At 72.4% G+C, this 17,151-nt stretch carries 13 protein-coding genes; 4 read left to right on the top strand and 9 right to left on the bottom strand.

Features of this window, described 5'->3' with window-relative positions:
• Positions 1 to 64 precede the first annotated feature (64 nt).
• Positions 65 to 1,000 (top strand): RNA polymerase sigma-70 factor, encoded by a 936-nt coding sequence (locus B0I31_RS34620; RefSeq protein ID WP_106619618.1) that lies wholly within the window; start codon positions 65 to 67, stop codon positions 998 to 1,000.
• A 12-nt stretch (positions 1,001 to 1,012) separates the two neighbouring features.
• On the opposite strand, the gene B0I31_RS34615 is transcribed toward B0I31_RS34620, so the two are convergent.
• From B0I31_RS34615 to B0I31_RS34575, 9 genes are all read right to left on the bottom strand, one after another.
• Positions 1,013 to 1,777, bottom strand: coding sequence for a GntR family transcriptional regulator (locus tag B0I31_RS34615; RefSeq protein ID WP_106619617.1), 765 nt, complete (start codon positions 1,775 to 1,777; stop codon positions 1,013 to 1,015).
• 19 nt (positions 1,778 to 1,796) lie between these two features.
• The gene (gene trpA, locus B0I31_RS34610) at positions 1,797 to 2,594 is read right to left on the bottom strand and encodes a tryptophan synthase subunit alpha (RefSeq protein WP_106619616.1); all 798 of its coding nucleotides are present in this window, start codon (positions 2,592 to 2,594) and stop codon (positions 1,797 to 1,799) included.
• Positions 2,591 to 3,787, bottom strand: coding sequence for a tryptophan synthase subunit beta (gene trpB, locus B0I31_RS34605; protein ID WP_342751529.1), 1,197 nt, complete (start codon positions 3,785 to 3,787; stop codon positions 2,591 to 2,593). Before trpB ends, trpA begins: the two co-directional genes overlap by 4 nt.
• Before the next feature lie 57 nt (positions 3,788 to 3,844).
• The gene (locus tag B0I31_RS34600) at positions 3,845 to 4,873 is read right to left on the bottom strand and encodes a DUF2330 domain-containing protein (protein ID WP_181320684.1); all 1,029 of its coding nucleotides are present in this window, start codon (positions 4,871 to 4,873) and stop codon (positions 3,845 to 3,847) included.
• 94 nt (positions 4,874 to 4,967) lie between these two features.
• Complete coding sequence (locus B0I31_RS34595; protein WP_106619613.1) at positions 4,968 to 5,621, bottom strand: response regulator; 654 nt, start codon at positions 5,619 to 5,621, stop codon at positions 4,968 to 4,970.
• 20 nt (positions 5,622 to 5,641) lie between these two features.
• Positions 5,642 to 7,150: a sensor histidine kinase gene (locus B0I31_RS34590; RefSeq protein WP_146174058.1), complete on the bottom strand. Its 1,509-nt coding sequence runs from the start codon at positions 7,148 to 7,150 to the stop codon at positions 5,642 to 5,644.
• Between the two features lie 11 nt (positions 7,151 to 7,161).
• Positions 7,162 to 7,749 carry a phosphatase PAP2 family protein gene (locus tag B0I31_RS34585; RefSeq protein ID WP_245950649.1) on the bottom strand — a complete coding sequence of 196 codons (588 nt, stop codon included), beginning with the start codon at positions 7,747 to 7,749 and terminating at the stop codon, positions 7,162 to 7,164.
• Positions 7,750 to 7,899: 150 nt separating this feature from the next.
• Complete coding sequence (locus B0I31_RS34580) at positions 7,900 to 10,206, bottom strand: ATP-binding protein (RefSeq protein WP_106619610.1); 2,307 nt, start codon at positions 10,204 to 10,206, stop codon at positions 7,900 to 7,902.
• Between the two features lie 78 nt (positions 10,207 to 10,284).
• Complete coding sequence (locus B0I31_RS34575) at positions 10,285 to 10,803, bottom strand: FCD domain-containing protein (protein ID WP_245950648.1); 519 nt, start codon at positions 10,801 to 10,803, stop codon at positions 10,285 to 10,287.
• A 135-nt stretch (positions 10,804 to 10,938) separates the two neighbouring features.
• On the opposite strand from B0I31_RS34575, the gene B0I31_RS34570 reads away from it, so the two are divergent.
• The 3 genes from B0I31_RS34570 (at position 10,939) to B0I31_RS34560 (ending at position 17,104) form a co-directional block, all read left to right on the top strand.
• Positions 10,939 to 11,388: a Fur family transcriptional regulator gene (locus B0I31_RS34570; RefSeq protein WP_106619608.1), complete on the top strand. Its 450-nt coding sequence runs from the start codon at positions 10,939 to 10,941 to the stop codon at positions 11,386 to 11,388.
• Positions 11,389 to 13,665, top strand: coding sequence for a catalase/peroxidase HPI (gene katG, locus B0I31_RS34565; RefSeq protein WP_106619607.1), 2,277 nt, complete (start codon positions 11,389 to 11,391; stop codon positions 13,663 to 13,665). It abuts the gene before it with no gap.
• Positions 13,666 to 13,921: 256 nt separating this feature from the next.
• The gene (locus B0I31_RS34560) at positions 13,922 to 17,104 is read left to right on the top strand and encodes a LamG-like jellyroll fold domain-containing protein (protein WP_106619606.1); all 3,183 of its coding nucleotides are present in this window, start codon (positions 13,922 to 13,924) and stop codon (positions 17,102 to 17,104) included.
• Positions 17,105 to 17,151 lie beyond the last annotated feature (47 nt).

The following is a 17,151-nucleotide window of genomic DNA, read 5'->3' as shown; positions in this document are numbered from 1 at the left end:
GTGTCACAGAAGTGCGCGCCCCGGTGTCCGGTGGGCAGACTCGGCGAACCACGAGGGGGCACTCATGGCCGGTAGGCGGACCGCACCCGGGGACCAGGCCGGCGGCACGGGCCGGGACGCCCGCGCGGACTCCGCCACCGACGCGTTCGTCGCGCATCGCAACCTGCTGTTCACCGTCGCCTACGAGATGCTGGGCTCGGCGGCCGACGCGGAGGACGTGCTGCAGGAGACGTGGTTGCGGTGGGTGGCCGTCGACCTCGACACCGTGCACGACCGGCGGGCGTACCTGGTCCGGATCACCACCCGCCAGGCCCTGAACAGGCTGCGGGCGCTGGGTCGGCGCAAGGAGTCGTACGTCGGCTCGTGGCTGCCCGAGCCGTTGCAGACCACGCCCGACGTGGCGGAGGACGTCGAGTTGGCCGACAGCGTCTCGATGGCGATGCTGCTGGTGCTGGAGACGCTGACGCCGACCGAGCGGGCGGTGTTCGTGCTGCGCGAGGTCTTCGGCCTCGGCTACGACGAGATCGCCGAGGCGGTCGACAAGAGCCTGGCCGCGGTGCGCCAGATCGCCCACCGCGCCAAGGCGCACGTCGCCGAACGCCGACCGCGCGGCGTCGTCACCCCGGCCGCGAGCCGTGACGCGATCGCCGCGTTCCAGCGGGCGGTCGACACCGGCGACCTGCAGGGCCTGCTCGACGTCCTGGCGCCCGACGTCGTGCTGCTGGGTGACGGCGGCGGGGTCGTCCGAACCGCGACGCGGCCCGTCGTGGGCGCCGACAAGGTGGCTCGCCTGCTGGCGGGCAGGCTGGACAGGCTCGCCACCGCCTCACTGCACCCGGTGCAGGTCAACGGCCACCCGGCGTTGCTCCTCCGGCTCGACGGCGAGGTCGACACCGTCCTGGCGGTGCGCGTGGACGACGGGCTCGTCACCGGCATCTACGCCGTGCGCAACCCCGCGAAGCTGTCGCACCTGGACCGGGAAACCGCCCTGGACCGGTGAGCGCTGCCGGCGTCAGCGGTGTCCGTAGGCGAGGTCGGTCCCGGTGACGGCACGTTCCGCGGTGATCACCGTGTCGCCGACGAGCAGCGCGCGGTCGTCCACCAGCGGTGTGCCGTCCTCGCCCCGGCTGAGCCGGCAGCTCAGCAGCGCGGGTGAACCGGGCTCGCGCTGGAGCACCCGGGCCTGGTCGGCGGTCAGCGCGACGGCCTGGATCGTCTCGCTCGCCTGCCGCACCGGCCGACCCGACTCCTCCAGGAGCCGGTAGAGCGACCGGTGGCGCAGCTGCTCGGCGCCGATCCCCAGCTCCTCGGGCAGGTACGACGTCTGCAACAGCAGCGGCACCGCGCGGGTGCGGCGCAGCCGTTCGACCGCCAGCACCCGACCTCCGTCCGCGACGCCCAACCGCGTGACCACGTCCGCCGGCGGCACCACGAGCCGCGCGTCCAGCACCTCGGTCTCCAGCTCGATGCCCTGCTCGACCAGGTCCTGCGACAGGCTGCGCAACCCGGTGAGGCCGTAGGCGAACGCGGGCCGCCGCGCGAACGTGCCCACCCCGTGCCGGGTCTCCAGCAGCCCGTCCGCCTCCAACGCCTGGATCGCCTGCCGCACGGTCATCAACGAGACGTCGAACTCCTCGACCAGCTCCCGTTGCGCGGGCAGCGGCGCGTCCGGCGGGTAGCGGCCATCGGCGATCCGGTCGGCCAGCACCCGGTAGATCGCGAGGTACTTGGGCACGCGCGTCTCGTACTCGCGGCCCGTGCGCCGCCCGTCGTTCACCGGTGGACACTCCCGACTCTCAGCCCCCCGCCGGGGAAAGGTGCCCGGAGGATAGCGCCCGGCGGAACGCGGCCACCTCCTCCACGACCTCGGCCACCGGCGCGCCGTCGACCAGCATCCGCATCAACACCGAGCCGATCACCACCCCGTCCGCGTCCGCGCAGGCTTCCACCGCTTGCGCGATCGTGGAGATGCCGAACCCGGTCACGACGGGCAACCCGGTCATGCCCTTGAGTCGCCGAGCCGTCTCCCGTGCCGTCGCGGGCAGGTCGGCGCGTTCACCGGTGATCCGCATCGAGCTCATGCAGTACACGAACCCGGACGACGCCCGTGCGATCTCACGGCACCGGTCGTCACCGCACACCGGTGCGGCCAGCAGCACGGCCGCGACCCCGGCCGCCGCGGCACGTGCCCGGTACTCCGCCGACTCCTCCAGCGGCAGGTCCGGCACGATCGCACCGCGCACGCCCACCGACGCCAGGTGCTCCACGAACCCGCCGACACCGCGTCCGGGCGTCAACGTCATCGCCACGTTCGCGTAGGTCATGACGACCAGCGGCACGTCGAGGTCGAGCCCGGCCAACTCGTCCAGCAAGGCCCTCGGCCGGCCACCACGCGCGGCGGAGAGGGCGGCGGCCCGCTGCACGGTCGGCCCGTCCAGCATCGGGTCGGAGAACGGCAGGCCGATCTCGACCGCGTCCGCACCGGCCCGCGCCGCACCGCGCACCAGGTCGAGCCAGTCCGGCACGACACCCGCCATCACGTACGGGATCAACAGCGGGCGCCCACCGGCCCGCAAGGTCAACGCGACGCTCATCGCAGGTGCTCCCTGATCTGCTGGATGTCCTTGTCACCGCGGCCGGACAGCGTGACCAGCACCGTCGACCCGGCCGCCAGCTCGCCGGTCGCGGCGGCGTCGACCACCCACGCCAGGGCGTGCGCCGATTCGAGCGCCGGGAGGATCCCCTCGGTCCTGGTCACCAGCGTCAACGCCCGCAGGGCCTGGTCGTCGGTCACGCTCGTGTAGTGCACGCGACCCGTCTCGGCGAGGTGCACGTGCTCCGGGCCGACGCCCGGGTAGTCCAGCCCGGCCGAGATCGAGTGCGCTTCGAGCACCTGGCTGTCGTCGTCCTGCAGGAAGTGCGACATGAACCCGTGCAGCACGCCGAGCTTGCCCTTGTCGACCGCGCTGCCACCGGCCGCCTCCACCCCGACCAGCCGGGCGGTCGTGTCGGCGAACCCGGCGAACGTGCCCGCCGCGTTCGACCCGCCGCCGACGCAGGCCACCACGACGTCCGGCACCGCCTCGGGCAGCCGCACGGCGCACTGGGCACGTGCTTCGTCACCGATGACGCGCTGGAACTCGCGCACCATCCAGGGGTACGGGTGCGGTCCCATGGTCGAGCCGACGCAGTAGTGCGCGTGCTCGGTCTCGTTCACCCACGCGCGCAGCGCGCCGTTGGTCGCCTCCTTCAACGTGCCGCCACCGTTCGCGGACGTCTCGGGCACGACCTCGGCGCCGAGCAGCTCCATCCGGAAGACGTTCACCGCCTGCCGCCGCACGTCGGTGTGTCCCATGTGGACGGTGCACGCCAGGCCGAGCAGCGCGGCGGCGGTGGCCGTGGCGACGCCGTGCTGCCCGGCGCCGGTCTCCGCGATCAGCTTCCGCTTGCCCATGCGCCGGGCCAGCAACGCCTGGCCGAGCACGTTGTTGATCTTGTGTGAACCGGTGTGCGCGAGGTCTTCCCGCTTCAGCAGCACGCGCACGCCCAACGCCTCGGACAGACGCGAGCACTCCGTCAACGGCGTGGGCCGACCCACGTACGTCTCCAGCAGTCGTCGGTACTCCGCCGTGAACGCCGCATCGGACCACGCCTCGCGGAACGCGGACTCCACCGCCTGGGCGGCGGGTACCAGTGCTTCCGGCAGGTAACGCCCGCCGAACCTCCCGAACCGACCGGCCGCGTCGGGTGCGCTCATCACGCCGGTGCTGACTCTCTGACTGGACACTTCTAGAACTCTAGAACTCTCCCTCCGGTGGGGCAAGTGCTTTCGGCGAGCGGCCGGTCAGGGTTTGGTCGGAGCGTCCCGCTTGGCCGAACGGCGACGCACGATCACGACCGCACCGGCCGCCAGCGCCAAGGCCGTCAGGATCAACAGCACCGCCGGGTCCGGCCACGGCGAGCGGACGTACTCCGTGACGATCACCAGCTCGCGGTGCGGCTCGTCGGTGGCGGAACGGGTGAAGCGGATGTCGTCGGTGATCAGCTCCGGGCTCAGCTCCGCGTCGTAGCGGGTCAGGAAGCGCGGCCCGGTCAACGCCGCGGAGAGCGTCGGGTACTGCGGGTCCGGCCGCACCTCGCCCGCGAACGTCAGCTCGGGTGCCGCGCCCTCGGGCGCCGGGTTGCTGACGTCCGTCCGGTGGTCGGCCAGCACGTACAGGCGCAGCGGCTGCCTGCGCTCGGCGGTGGCCGACAGCCGCATCGGGTAGACCGGCGTGTCGGTCTCGAACGTCAGCCGCATCGGCGGCAGCCCGGAGGCGAGGCTGCCGGACGTCGGGGCCAGGCGCACCGCGACGACCAGCCAGCCTTCCGCGAGGTACGGCGCGAGCGCGCCTCCCAGGGCCGTGGGCAGGGTGAAGTCGTTGTCGCCCAACCACTGCGTCACGGCGGTGGCGTCGCTGCCGGCGAGCTGGGCGACCTCGTACGGGCCGATCTCGACGTGGTCGACGACCGTGGCGCCGGGGGCGGACCCCGGGGGAGCGCCACCTTCCCCGTCCACCGTGACGCGCCGCACCTCGACGTCCGGCCGGCTGATCCGGTCGAGTTCGGCGAACAGCTCACCATCGGCCATCTCGAACCGGGCACGCGCGGGAACCGGCATGAGGAACGCCGCCTGGGTCGCCTCGGACCGCGCCTGCACCGCGAGGGTGATCGACTCCGTCCGCCCGGTCAACTCGACCAGCGCCGTCTCCTGCACCGCGTCGAGCTTGTCATTGGCGACGAACGCACCGCAGGCGCACGCGCCGGACAGCGCGGGATTGCCCACCACCATCGCGAGGACGAGCGCGAGCACCGCCGCCATGCGGATCGCCATACGGCCATTTGCCATGATCGGTCAGACGCGGCTGTCCCGACCGGGGTTCCGCGTGCCTCCCGATCGCGGGCCGCCGACGTGAGCACCGAACCGATCAGGGCGTCGGGGGGATGAGGCCCGCCTCGTACGCCACGATGGCTGCCTGGACGCGGTTGCGCAGGCCCAGGTGCCGTAGGACGTTGCCGACGTAGACCTTGACCGTCCCCTCCACCACGTGGAGCCGGTCGGCGATCTCGGCGTTGGACAGCCCGGCGCCGACCAGTCCCAGCACCTCGCGCTCCCGGTCGGTCAACCCGTCGACCCGTTCGCCGGCGCGCAGCCTCGGGCCGTGACCGGACAGGTGGTCCACCACCCGTCTCGCGACCAGCGGCGACAGGTAGGCGGCACCGGAGGCGGCGGCGCGCACCCCGGCGATGATCTCGTGCGGATCACCGGTCTTCAGCACGAAACCGCTCGTGCCCTCGCCGAGCGCGCGGGAGATGTAGGCGTCGTCGGCGAACGTGGTGAGGACCAGGACCGCGGTGCCCGTGCCCAGTCGCCGGATCTCCGCGGCGGCGTCCAGCCCGTCCAGCTCCGGCATGCGGATGTCCAGCACGGCCACGTCCGGGCGGTGCGCCAGCACCAGGTCGACCGCCGCACGCCCGGTGCCCGCCTCGGCCACGACCTCCACGTCGTCCGTCGCCGCCAACACCGCCCGCACCCCCACCCGCACGACCGCCTCGTCGTCCGCGAGCACCACCCTGATCACGTCGGCATCATCCCCTCCGGTCACGGATCGCGCTCGACCAGGGCCTTGTCCACCAGCCGCCCGTCCCGGAAGCACAGCCGGAACAGGTCCAGCCGCCGTTCGTCGAACGGGTTCGCGTGCGTGCTGTAGTACCGGCAGCTCGCACCCTCCGGCACGGGAGGGGCGGCGTCCGGCCGGTCCACCCGCGTCCGCGCCGGCAGCACGGCGGCCACCTCGGACTCCGGCCGGCCGAGCTGGAGGCGCTGGTAGTCGGCCGGGTCCAGCACGGAGGTCGCCGCGTCGAACACGAGGTAGCCGAGGACCGCGACCACGATGCCGCCGGCCACCGCGCACGCGAGCAGCACGGTGCGGCGGGCGCTGCGCCGGACCCGTTGTTCCGCGCGATGGCGGTGCGTGCCGGTCGCCGCGGACCCGGTGGCGGGCTTCCCGGGCAGGTGGGCGGTCACCTCGAACCCGCCGTCGTCCAGCGGGTGCGCGGCGAACCGCCCGCCGACGAGGGCGACGCGTTCGGCGAGCCCCAGCAGGCCCTGCCCGCTGCCGGGCGCGTCGGCCGGTGCGCGTCGAGCCGCACCGTTGACCACGCGGAGTTCGACGCCGTCCCCGGTGCCCGCGAGGTGGACCGTGACCGGTGCGCCAGGGGCGTGCTTGATCGCGTTGGTGATCGCCTCCGTGAGCACCCGGTGCACCGTGCGCGCGATCACCGGGTCCGCCGGCTCGGCGCCGTCGCCGGTCACGTCCACGGACAGGCCGGAACGCCGTGCGCGTGCCACGATCTCGTCCACCGACCGCACGGGCTCGCGCTCGCCGGAACGCAGCACGAGCACGACGTCGGCCAACCGTTCCGCGGCGGCGGTGACCGCGGTGCGCGCCGCACGTGCCGCCTCCCGGTGCTCCTCGGCGAGGGCGGGAGCGACTTCGAGCGCACCGACGAGCAGCGCCGCCCGCGCCAGCTCGTGCCCGACCATGTCGTGCATCTCCGCCGCGAGCCGCGCCCGTTCGCGCAGCCCGGCCTGCTCCACCGCGCGGTCGGCCTCCCGTTCCAGCTGTTCCGCGCGTTCCCACCCCGCCCGCACCATCCCGAGGTACTGCCGGCGGTAACGACCGACCGCCCACGGAACGGCCGCCAGCGCCGCGATGCCGGAGACCGCCGCCAACGCCGTGTCCACGCCGCCGAGGACGACGAGCGCCGACGTCACCGCTGCCGCACCGGCGCCGATCAGCGCCACCACACCCCGCTCGCCCGCGGTCGCGTGCCGACCGGCCAGGAAGCCCACCGTCACCAGGCCCGTCGAGAGCACGCCGACGCCCACCGTGCTGTCCGCCGGCACCTTGGAGAGGAAGGCGACCAGCCACGCCGCGCCGGTCACCAGCAGCGCGGTGACCGGTCGACGACGGACCAGCACCACCGCCACCCCGAGCACGACCAGGTACGTCGCGGCTTCCCAGGGCGCCAACCGGCCGGGCAGGGAGGTGATCGCGGCCCACACCACCGGCAGGGCCGCGACCACCCACAAGATCACCGTGCGCATGAGGGGCATCATCACCCACCCAGGAGCGCCGCGCCCGCGGCGTGTTCGCGCACCCGGGCGATGGCGGGCGTCAGCACACGTGCCGCGGGCGGCAGCACCGTCGCGATCACCGCGCCGAGCAGGAGGCCCGCCACCACGTCGTGCGGGTAGTGCACACCGACGAACACCCGTGAGGCGGCGGCGAGCAGCGCCAAGCCCGCGACGACGATCCCGGTCCGTCGACCCGACCAGGCGATGGCGACGGCCGCGGCACCGGCGATCGTGGCATGGTTGCTGGGGAACGACCAGTCACCGAACTCCGGGCACCCGGCGATCGTGGCGACCTCGCCGAGCACCCGGCACGGACGGTCCTGCTGCCACAGTCCTTTCACGACCTCGCTCACCGCGTACGCGAGCACGGTCACCACCGGCCCGAGCACCGCCCGTGCCATCGTCGCCGCCGGACCGCGGCGCGCACGCCACCACAGCACGCCGAACACGACCGCGAACACCCCGACCACGGCTTCGGTGGCGATCACGCCGAACACCCGCACTGCTTCCGGGCTCGACGCGCCCCAGCCCGCGATGTCGAGGTACCACTCGGCACTGACATCGGGCACGTCGTCAACCGAAACTTCGTCGTTCGCAAGGGAATCAGGCATGGACCCGACGCTACGGAGATCAACTTCTCCTGACCTCGGCCGGAAGCGACGACCCGTCCCTGTCTTTCGACAGGGCACCGGGCCTGCCTTCCGGTCGACGCGCGGTGATCAGCTGCCCAGGGCGTCGAGCAGCGCCCGTGCTCGGGCCGCGTCCTGGGGCCGCTGTTGCCCGTCGAGCAGCTCCACCGCGCGCAGCAGGCAGTCGCGAGCCCGTTCGCGCTCGTCCTGGGCGACGAGTGCGGCGCCGAGGTTGGACAGCGTCATCGCCTCGCCGTACCGGTCGCGCAACGCCCGGAACAGCTCCGCGGCCCTGTCGTAGTGCGCGACGGCCAGGTCCGGTCGGCCGTGGCTCTGGTAGGCGTTGCCGAGGCTGTTGCTCGTCTGCGCCTCGCCGTGGCGGTTGCCGACCTCGCGTGCCGCCTCGATCGACGCGGTGTAGGAGGTGATGGCCTGGTCGAGCCGACGCAGGTGGTAGTGGCAGTCGCCGATGTTGTTGAGCGCCACCCGCTCGCCCTCCCGCGAGCCGATCTGCCGACAACCCGCGAGCAACTCCTCGCTCGCGGCGCGCGCCTCGTCGAACCTGCCTTGGACGAAGAGCTTCATCGCGGTGTTGCTCGTGGTCTCCATGGCCGCGACGGCGGCCAGCACATCCGTTCCCGGGGAGGGCTCGGGCGCGTTCTCCGGCACGTCGGGTTCGTCGTCGGCCGGCTCGGTGAACGGGGTGAAGAAGTGCGCCGAGAGCCTGCTGCCCTCCAGTTCCCGGGAGGCCGCCAGGACCGCCGCCCGGTCACCGGTTCGACCGAGCACGTCGAGTGCCTGCCGCAGCACGGCGTCGGCGCGCTCGAAGTCGCGCGTGGTCCGGTAGGCGGTGCCGAGGCCGAGCAACGCCCTGCCCTCCGCCGCCGGGTCGACGACCTGCCGTGCCGCCTCGACCGCCAAGCGGTGGACGGTGAGCGCTTCGTCCCAGTCGCCCCACCTCTGCAACGAGTAGCCGAGGACGATGGCCGCGAGGCACACGCCGGCGTGGTGCCCGGACCGGAACGCCCGGTTGACCACCGCCACCAGGTTCGGCCGCTCCGCGTCGAACCACGCCAACGCGTCGGCGCGCGATTCGAAGGTCCCGGTCAACGCGAGCTGCTTCCCCTCGACCAGCCGGGTCGGCAACTCGTGGACCCACACCGCGGCCATCAGCCGGTGGAAGTGGGCGAGCAGCCGGCGGAGGGCCGCGTCGCGCGGCTCGTCCGGCTCTTCGCGGCGCAGGCGGTCCTCGGCGTAGAGCCTGATCAGGTCGTGGAACCGGAACCGCCCCCGCGGCCCGGCGGGTTCGATCAGGTGCGCCCGCCGCAGCAGGTCGAGCGAGCGGCGCGCGGAACGCTCGTCGAGATCGGCCAGCGCGGCGGCGGTGGCCGCGGTCGTCGTCGGTCCCGGGTTGGCCGCGAGCAGGCGGAACACCCGGGCGTCCGGCGGGTCCAGTCGTTCGTAGGACAGGTCGACCGCGGCCCGGAACGACCGCTCACGGGTCGCCAGCTCGGTCAACCGCTCGGTCCGATCGGCCAGCACGTCGACCAGTTCGGCGACCGGTTGATCGCGGTCGCCGACCAGCAACCCGCCGGCGATCGCCACCGCGTGCGGCAGGAAGCCGCACAGCTCGGCGAGTCGGAGGGCGGCATCACCGGCCCGGGCGATCCGGTCGTCGCCAGGGTGCGCGGAGGTCAGCAGCAGGGAGAGCAGTTCGACCGCCTCCTCGCCCGTGAGCACGCCCAGGGTGTGGTGCCGGGCGGAGCTCAGGTCGAGGGTGTTCCTGCTCGTGACCAGGACGCGGTGCCGCCGGTCGCCGGGCAGCAGCGGTGCCACCTGACCGGCCTGCTCGGCGTTGTCCAGCACCACCAACACCCGGTCCGCGCGCTCCGCCAGCAGTGACCGGTACAGGGCCGAGCGGCCGTCCAGGTCGGGCGGGATGTGCTCGCCGCCCACGCCGAGCTTGCGCAGCTGGGTGGCGAGGGCGGCTTCGGGTTCGACCCGGCCCTGCCGGGCGAAACCGCGCAAGTCCTGGTACAGCACGCCGCCGGGGAACCACCCGGCGTCCACCGCGTCGTGTGCCGCCTGCAGCGCCAAGGTCGTCTTGCCGATCCCGGGCGGACCGGCGATCGTCGCCACGGTCGGCTGGTCGTCGGCCCCCGGGCGCAGGACGTCGGCCAGCACCGCGAGGTCGGTCGAGCGGCCGGTGAACGCGGCCTCGGCCGGTGGCAGCCCGGCGAGCGCCTTCGGCTGCGGCCGGGTGATCCCGTAGTTGACCTCGACCTTGGCGTCACGTCCGGCCTGCACCACGGTCGACGCCCCGGACGCGATACCGACCTGGTCGACGGTCGCCGCACCACCGTGGTCCGCGGCCGGTGGCGGGTACTGATCACCCATGACCCCATCCTGCCCGCCGCCACGGACCCGTACGGCCCGGACCGCGGCCGTGACACCCGAATGGACCGCGGGCCAGGGTCAGGTCGCGGGGGAGTCGTCGGCCGACCGGGGTGCGCGGAGCAGGTCGCTGATCCCGCCGCGGGCGTCCGCCACGCCGATGGCCTCGGCGCCTTCCGCGTCGCCCGCGCGCAGGGCGCGGACCAGCGCCCGGTGGATGGAGTAGCGGTCGAGGGCGGAGGTGGGGTCGTGCGCGATCATCTCCAGCCGGCGGGCCCGGCGTTCGGCCCGGGAGAACACCCGCGCCTGCTCCAGCAGCCGGGACAGCACCGGGTCGCCCGCGCAGGCCTCCAGCGCGTCGTCGAACCGCTGCACGGTGTCCAGCAACCGGTCGAGGTGCCGTTGCGGGACCTGCCCGGCCCGCTTGCGCTGGACGACGAGGATCAACAGGTCGTCGGCCTCGTCCAGGATCGCGTCGAGGCCGTCGAGCTGCTCCGGCCAGCACCACGTTCCGCTCGCGTCCCTGCCGGTCGGCGCGGATCGCGGTGATCGCCGACTCCTCGTCGCCGAGCGTCCGGACCGGACAGTGGTTTTGATCACAGTCGCGGAGACTGGGGGCAGGCGCGGCGCAGTGCGTGGCCAGGCCTGTTAGGACGTCGTCCCTGGACACGAACGGGTGAGGGTGTGACGGAGCTAAATTTGATTGGCTCCAGATATGTCCTTTAAGGTCGACCCGTGACATCGGACTTCGAGGCGCAGTTGCGCGCGGTGTCGTTGCGGGTGACCCGCCCTCGCCTGGCGGTGCTCGCGGCGCTGCGCGACCACCGGCACGTCGACACCGAGACGGTCATCACTCTGGTGCGGGAGGAACTCCCTTCGGTGTCCCACCAAGCCGTGTACGACGTGCTGCGGGCGTTGACCGACGCCGGCCTGGTGCGGCGCATCCAGCCCGCCGGCGCGACCGCCCGCTACGAGTCCAGGGTGGGCGACAACCACCACCACGTCGTGTGCCGCTCGTGCGGCGCCATCGCCGACGTGGACTGCACAGTCGGTCACAGCCCCTGTCTCACCGCCTCGGACGACGCCGGTTTCCGGGTCGACGAGGCGGAGGTCGTCTTTTGGGGCACCTGTCCCGACTGCTCGGCCGAGAACTCCGCCAATGAACCGCCAGTTGGAAGGAAGTAGATGAGCGACCCCAAGGCAACGCCCCCGTCGAGCTCCCAGGGCGTGGACCAGAAGGCCGCAGTCGGCTGCCCGGTCGCGCACGATTCCGTGACCGCGCACGGCAGCGAGAGCGAGAACCCGGCGATCGACTCGCCGACCGCCAAGACCGGCGGCCGTCCCCGCAGCAACCGCGACTGGTGGCCCAACCAGCTCGACCTCTCGGTGCTGCACGCCCACTCGTCGAAGGGCAACCCGCTGGGTCCGGACTTCGACTACGCCAGGGAATTCGCCAAGCTCGACGTCGAGGCCCTCAAGCGCGACATCGTCGAGGTGCTGACCACCTCGCAGAGCTGGTGGCCCGCGGACTTCGGCCACTACGGCGGTCTGATGATCCGGCTGAGCTGGCACGCCGCCGGCACCTACCGCATCCACGACGGCCGCGGTGGCGCGGGCGACGGCGGTCAGCGGTTCGCGCCGCTCAACAGCTGGCCCGACAACGCCAACCTGGACAAGGCCCGCCGGCTGCTGTGGCCGGTCAAGCAGAAGTACGGCCAGAAGGTCTCCTGGGCCGACCTGCTCGTGCTCGCCGGCAACGTCGCCCTGGAGTCGATGGGCTTCAAGACCTTCGGCTTCGGCTTCGGCCGCGTGGACGTCTGGGAGCCGGAGGAGATCTTCTGGGGCCCCGAGGACGCCTGGCTGGGCGACGAGCGCTACGTCAACGAGTCGGAGATGGCGCCCGAGGTCGGCGCCACCGAGATGGGCCTGATCTACGTCAACCCCGAGGGGCCGCGCGGCAACGCGGACCCGTTGGCGGCGGCGCACTTCATCCGGGAGACCTTCGGCCGGATGGCGATGAACGACGAGGAGACCGTCGCCCTCATCGCGGGTGGTCACACGTTCGGCAAGACGCACGGCGCCGGTGTCGCGGACGCCCACGTGGGCCCGGAGCCCGAGGGCGCCCCGCTGGAGGCGCAGGGCCTCGGCTGGCTGAGCACCCACGGCAGCGGCAAGGGCGCGGACACGATCACCAGCGGTCTCGAGGTGACGTGGACCGACAAGCCGACGCAGTGGAGCAACCGCTTCTTCGAGATCCTTTTCGGCCACGAGTGGGAGCTGACCACCAGCCCCGGCGGCGCCAAGCAGTGGGTCGCCAAGGACGCCGAGGCGATCATCCCGGACGCGCACGACCCGGCCAAGAAGCACAAGCCGACGATGCTCACGACCGACCTGTCGCTGCGCGTCGACCCGGCGTACGAGAAGATCTCCCGCCGCTTCCTGGAGAACCCGGACGAGTTCGCCCTGGCGTTCGCGAAGGCCTGGTACAAGCTGCTGCACCGCGACATGGGCCCGGTCCGCCGGTTCCTGGGTCCGTGGGTGGCCGAGCCGCAGCTGTGGCAGGACCCGGTGCCCGCGGTCGACCACGACCTCGTGGGCGAGGCCGACATCGCCGCCCTCAAGGCGAAGGTGCTCGACTCCGGCCTCACGACCGCCGAGCTGGTCACCACCGCCTGGGCCTCGGCGGCGAGCTTCCGCTCCACCGACAAGCGCGGCGGCGCCAACGGCGCGCGGATCCGCCTGGAGCCGCAGCGCGACTGGGAGGTCAACCAGCCCGAGCAGCTGGCGAAGGTGCTGGAGATCCTGGAGGGCGTCCAGCGGGAGTTCAACGAGGCGGGCGGCGCGAAGATCTCGCTCGCCGACCTCATCGTGCTGGCCGGTTCGGCGGCCGTCGAGCAGGCGGCGCGCGAAGCGGGCGTCGAGGTGACCGTGCCGTTCCGGCCGGGTCGCACCGACGCCGCGCAGGAGCAGACCGACGTCGAGTCGTTCAAGGTCCTGGAGCCGCGCGCCGACGGGTTCCGCAACTACGTGCGCGCCGGTGAGAAGCTCCAGCCCGAGGTGCTGCTGGTCGACCGCGCGTACATGCTGGACCTGACCGCGCCCGAGATGACCGTCCTCGTCGGCGGCCTGCGTTCCCTGGGCGCCAACCACGGCGGCACCCGGCACGGTGTGCTGACCGACCGGCCGGGCGTGCTCACCAACGACTTCTTCGCCAACCTGCTCTCGCCGGGCACCCGGTGGAAGGCGTCGGAGTCCCAGGAGAACGTGTACGAGATCCGTGACGTCGACACGGACGAGCTGAAGTGGACGGCCACCGCGGTCGACCTCGTCTTCGGCTCGAACTCGCAGCTGCGCGCCCTCTCCGAGGTCTACGCGAGCGACGACGCCCGCGAGAAGTTCGTGGTGGACTTCGTCGCGGCCTGGACGAAGGTCATGGAACTCGACCGGTTCGACCTCGCCTGATCCCACCGCACCACACCGACGAGCCCGGCCGATCCGCCCGTGATCGGCCGGGCTCGCCCGTTCCCGCCTCCTGGGGTCTGCCGCCGCTGTGCCGTCACCCAGGGCTACCCGATGGTCCGAACCTTTGTGCGAGGTTGAGCGGTAGAGGCGTGAGAGCGCTCCCAGGTGTGAAGTTTGTTGTTGTGTTCTGCTGGACTCTGTGGGTAGATGAACGGCGTTTGTGATGGGTCTCATAGTCGAGCCCGAGGAGAGCTTCATGCGCCCTGCCGCCAGACGGCTGTCCACCCTGTTCCTGGCACTCCTGCTCACCCCCGTCCTCGCGGTGCCCGCGACCGCCGCCGCGCCACCCGCGCACGGCCTCAAGGGCGAGTACTTCCGGATGTCCGCACCCGGTGCCCGCGACTTCGCCCACCCGGGCGGCACCACCCTCGACCCGAACGTCGACTTCGCCGACCTGACCGGCACGTTCCAGCAGCTCACCGGCCGCACCGAGCACACGACGGCCCGCTGGACCGGCAGCCTCACCGCACCCGCCACCGGCGACTACACCTTCCACGCCGTCGGCGACAACGGCTTCCGCCTGTTCCTCGACAGCGTGCCGGTCATCGACCACTGGGTCGGCGACTGGGACGTCGAGCAGCACAGCGCGCCGGTCCACCTCGTCGCGGGCGAGCGGCACGACTTCCGGATGGAGGTGTTCCAGGACGTCGGCGGCGCGAACCTGCGACTGCGCTGGTCCACGCCGACGCTGGCCAAGCAGCCGGTGCCGGAGACGGCGTTCCTGCCGCCCGCCGACTTCCCGGTCTACCCGGTCGGCCTGACCGTGACGCCGGACGGCCGGACGCTGGCAGCCGCGTTCGACCAGCGGGTGGACGCGCTCGGTGACCTGAAGTCGCACCTCAAGGTCGAGGTCGACACCGTGCCGTTCCCGGTCGAGTCCGCCGCCGTCGACCCGCGCGACCCCACCGGGGTGGTCGTGAAGCTCGGCGCCACCATCCAGAAGCCCCAGCGCGTCCGGGTCACCTACGACGGCGACGGTGGACTGGTCGTCGGTGCCGAGACCGTGCCGCAGGTCATCCGCACCGCGACCAACACCTCCACGCAACGCCTCAAGACCGCGTGGGGCGACGAGCTCGACCGGGACAACCCGCTGCCGGAGTACCCGCGCCCGCAGCTGGTGCGCGACGAGTGGCTGAACCTCAACGGCCAGTGGGAGTTCGCCGCGGCCACCGAAGGGCAGCAGCCCGCGTTCGGCCGCGGCCTGCCCGAGCGGATCACCGTGCCGTTCCCGGTGGAGTCCCAGCTGTCCGGGCTGGAGCGCCACGAGGACCACATGTTCTACCGCCGCCAGTTCGACGTGCCACGCGACTGGCGAGTGGGTCGCGGCCAGCGGCTCAAGCTCAACTTCGGCGCGGTCGACCACCACGCCCGGGTGTGGGTGGACGGCACGCTCGTCGCCGAGCACGCCGGCGGCTACACCGCGTTCACCGCCGACATCACCGATGCCCTCCGCGGCGGCGGCAGGCACGAGCTGATCGTCGCGGTCACCGACACCACCGGCGACAACCAGCCGATCGGCAAGCAGTCCCGCAACCCCGGCGGCATCGTCTACACGCCGTCCTCGGGCATCTGGCAGACCGTGTGGCTGGAGCCGGTGCCGGACAGGGCGATCGACGACGTGAAGACCACACCGGACATCACGAAGGAAACGCTCACCGTCCGCGTGTCGTCCTCGACGGCTTCGGTGAACGCCAAGGTCACCGTCACCGCCCGCGACCAGCGCGGCAGGAAGGTCGGCACGGTCACCGGCGCACCGAACACCGACCTCACCCTGCCGGTGCCCGACCCGCACTTGTGGAGCCCCGACGACCCGTACCTGTACGACCTGGACGTGTCCCTCCAGGACGGTCGTGCCAAGGACGAGGTCGGGAGCTACTTCGGCATGCGCTCCATCGGCGTGCGGAACGTGGCCGGTTTCCCGAAGCTCGTCCTCAACGGCGAGCCGGTGTTCTCGCTGGCCATGCTGGACCAGGGCTTCTGGCCGGACGGCCTGCACACCGCGCCCAGCGACGAGGCGTTGGCGTGGGACATCAAGGCCCAGAAGGACCTCGGGTTCAACGCGCTGCGCAAGCACATCAAGGTCGAGCCCGCCCGCTGGTACTACCACGCGGACAAGCTCGGGATGCTGGTGTGGCAGGACTTCGTGAACGTCAACGTGACGAACGAGACCGGGCAGCAGGCGTTCCTCACCGAGGGCCGGCGCACGATGGAGCAGCTGCACGACTCGCCCGCGATCATCGGCTGGATCGTGTTCAACGAGGGCTGGGGCGAGTGGAACCGGGAGGAGACCGGCCGCATCACCGAGTCGGTCAAGGCCGCGGACCCGTCCCGGGTCGTCAACGCGCACAGCGGCGTCAACTGCTGCGCGTCGAAGGGCGATTCGGGCGAGGGTGACGTCATCGACCACCACGACTACAACAACACCGACCCCGCGTGGCCGGACGCCACCCGCGTCGCGATGGACGGCGAGCACGGCGGGTTCACCCTGCGCACGCCCGGACACCAGTGGCCGGGCGCACCGGCCGTGATCTACAGCGGCGTGGCCGACAAGGCGGCGCTGACCGCCAAGTACGTGTCGAACACCGAGACGTTCTACCTCGACGCGGCGGGCGCGGAGCTGTCCGGTTCGGTCTACACGCAGATCACCGACGTGGAGACCGAGCTGAACGGGCTGTGGACCTACGACCGGCGCGAGATCAAGGTCGACCCCGGTCCCGTGCGCGAGGTCAACGCCAGGGTCATCGCGGCCGGTGCCGCGGCGGCGGAGCGCACGTACGACGGCAAGGGCTCGTGGTCACTCGACGGCAACGGCGACGACGCGAGCGGCGCGGCGAACCCGGTGTCGCTCAACGGTGACGCGGCGTGGACGACCGGCGTGCGCGGGCAGGCGCTGGGGTTCGACGGCAACGGCGACTACGCCCAGACCACCGGACCGGTGCTCGACACGACCGGCTCGTACTCGGTGTCGGCGTGGGTGACGATGGACTCGCTGCCCGGCAACTACGCCACCGCCGTCAGCCAGGACGGTCGGCGCGTGGAGAACCCGTTCTACCTGCAGTACGGGCAGGGCAGGTGGGCGTTCAGCGTCCCCGGCGGCAGGCGGGCCACGCTGGCGGCCACCCCGGAGCTCGGCCGCTGGTACCACCTGGTCGGGGTGCGCGACGAGGTGGCGGGCGAGACGCGCCTGTACGTCGACGGTGTGCGTGCCGCGGCGATCCCGATCGGGCCGGACGAGGTGAGCACCGGGCCGTTGGCCATCGGTCGCGCCAAGTACGCCGGTGTGCGCGGCGACTTCTGGCACGGCGCGGTCGACGAGGTGCGTGCCGTGGACCGCGCGCTGACCGACGCGGAGGTCGCCCAGGTGCACGCCGACCGCTGACCGGGTGGACGTAGGGCCGCGAGGAAACCCCCGCGGCCCTTCGTCCG

It is taken from the genome of Saccharothrix carnea (assembly GCF_003014735.1).
Classification (GTDB): domain Bacteria; phylum Actinomycetota; class Actinomycetes; order Mycobacteriales; family Pseudonocardiaceae; genus Actinosynnema; species Actinosynnema carneum.
Note: the sequence above shows the minus strand (reverse complement) of the source record. Positions and strands in the feature narration are given on the sequence as shown.

Excerpts from the sequence above, each read along its gene's own strand:
- B0I31_RS34590 (WP_146174058.1), bottom strand. The coding sequence starts at position 7,150 with ATGCGCACGGTGATCTTGTGGGTGGTCGCGGCCCTGCCGGTGGTGTGG.
- B0I31_RS34620 (WP_106619618.1), top strand. The coding sequence starts at position 65 with ATGGCCGGTAGGCGGACCGCACCCGGGGACCAGGCCGGCGGCACGGGC.
- katG (WP_106619607.1), top strand. The coding sequence starts at position 11,389 with ATGAGCGACCCCAAGGCAACGCCCCCGTCGAGCTCCCAGGGCGTGGAC.
- B0I31_RS34600 (WP_181320684.1), bottom strand. The coding sequence starts at position 4,873 with ATGGCGATCCGCATGGCGGCGGTGCTCGCGCTCGTCCTCGCGATGGTG.
- B0I31_RS34560 (WP_106619606.1), top strand. The coding sequence starts at position 13,922 with ATGCGCCCTGCCGCCAGACGGCTGTCCACCCTGTTCCTGGCACTCCTG.
- trpA (WP_106619616.1), bottom strand. The coding sequence starts at position 2,594 with ATGAGCGTCGCGTTGACCTTGCGGGCCGGTGGGCGCCCGCTGTTGATC.
- B0I31_RS34580 (WP_106619610.1), bottom strand. The coding sequence starts at position 10,206 with ATGGGTGATCAGTACCCGCCACCGGCCGCGGACCACGGTGGTGCGGCG.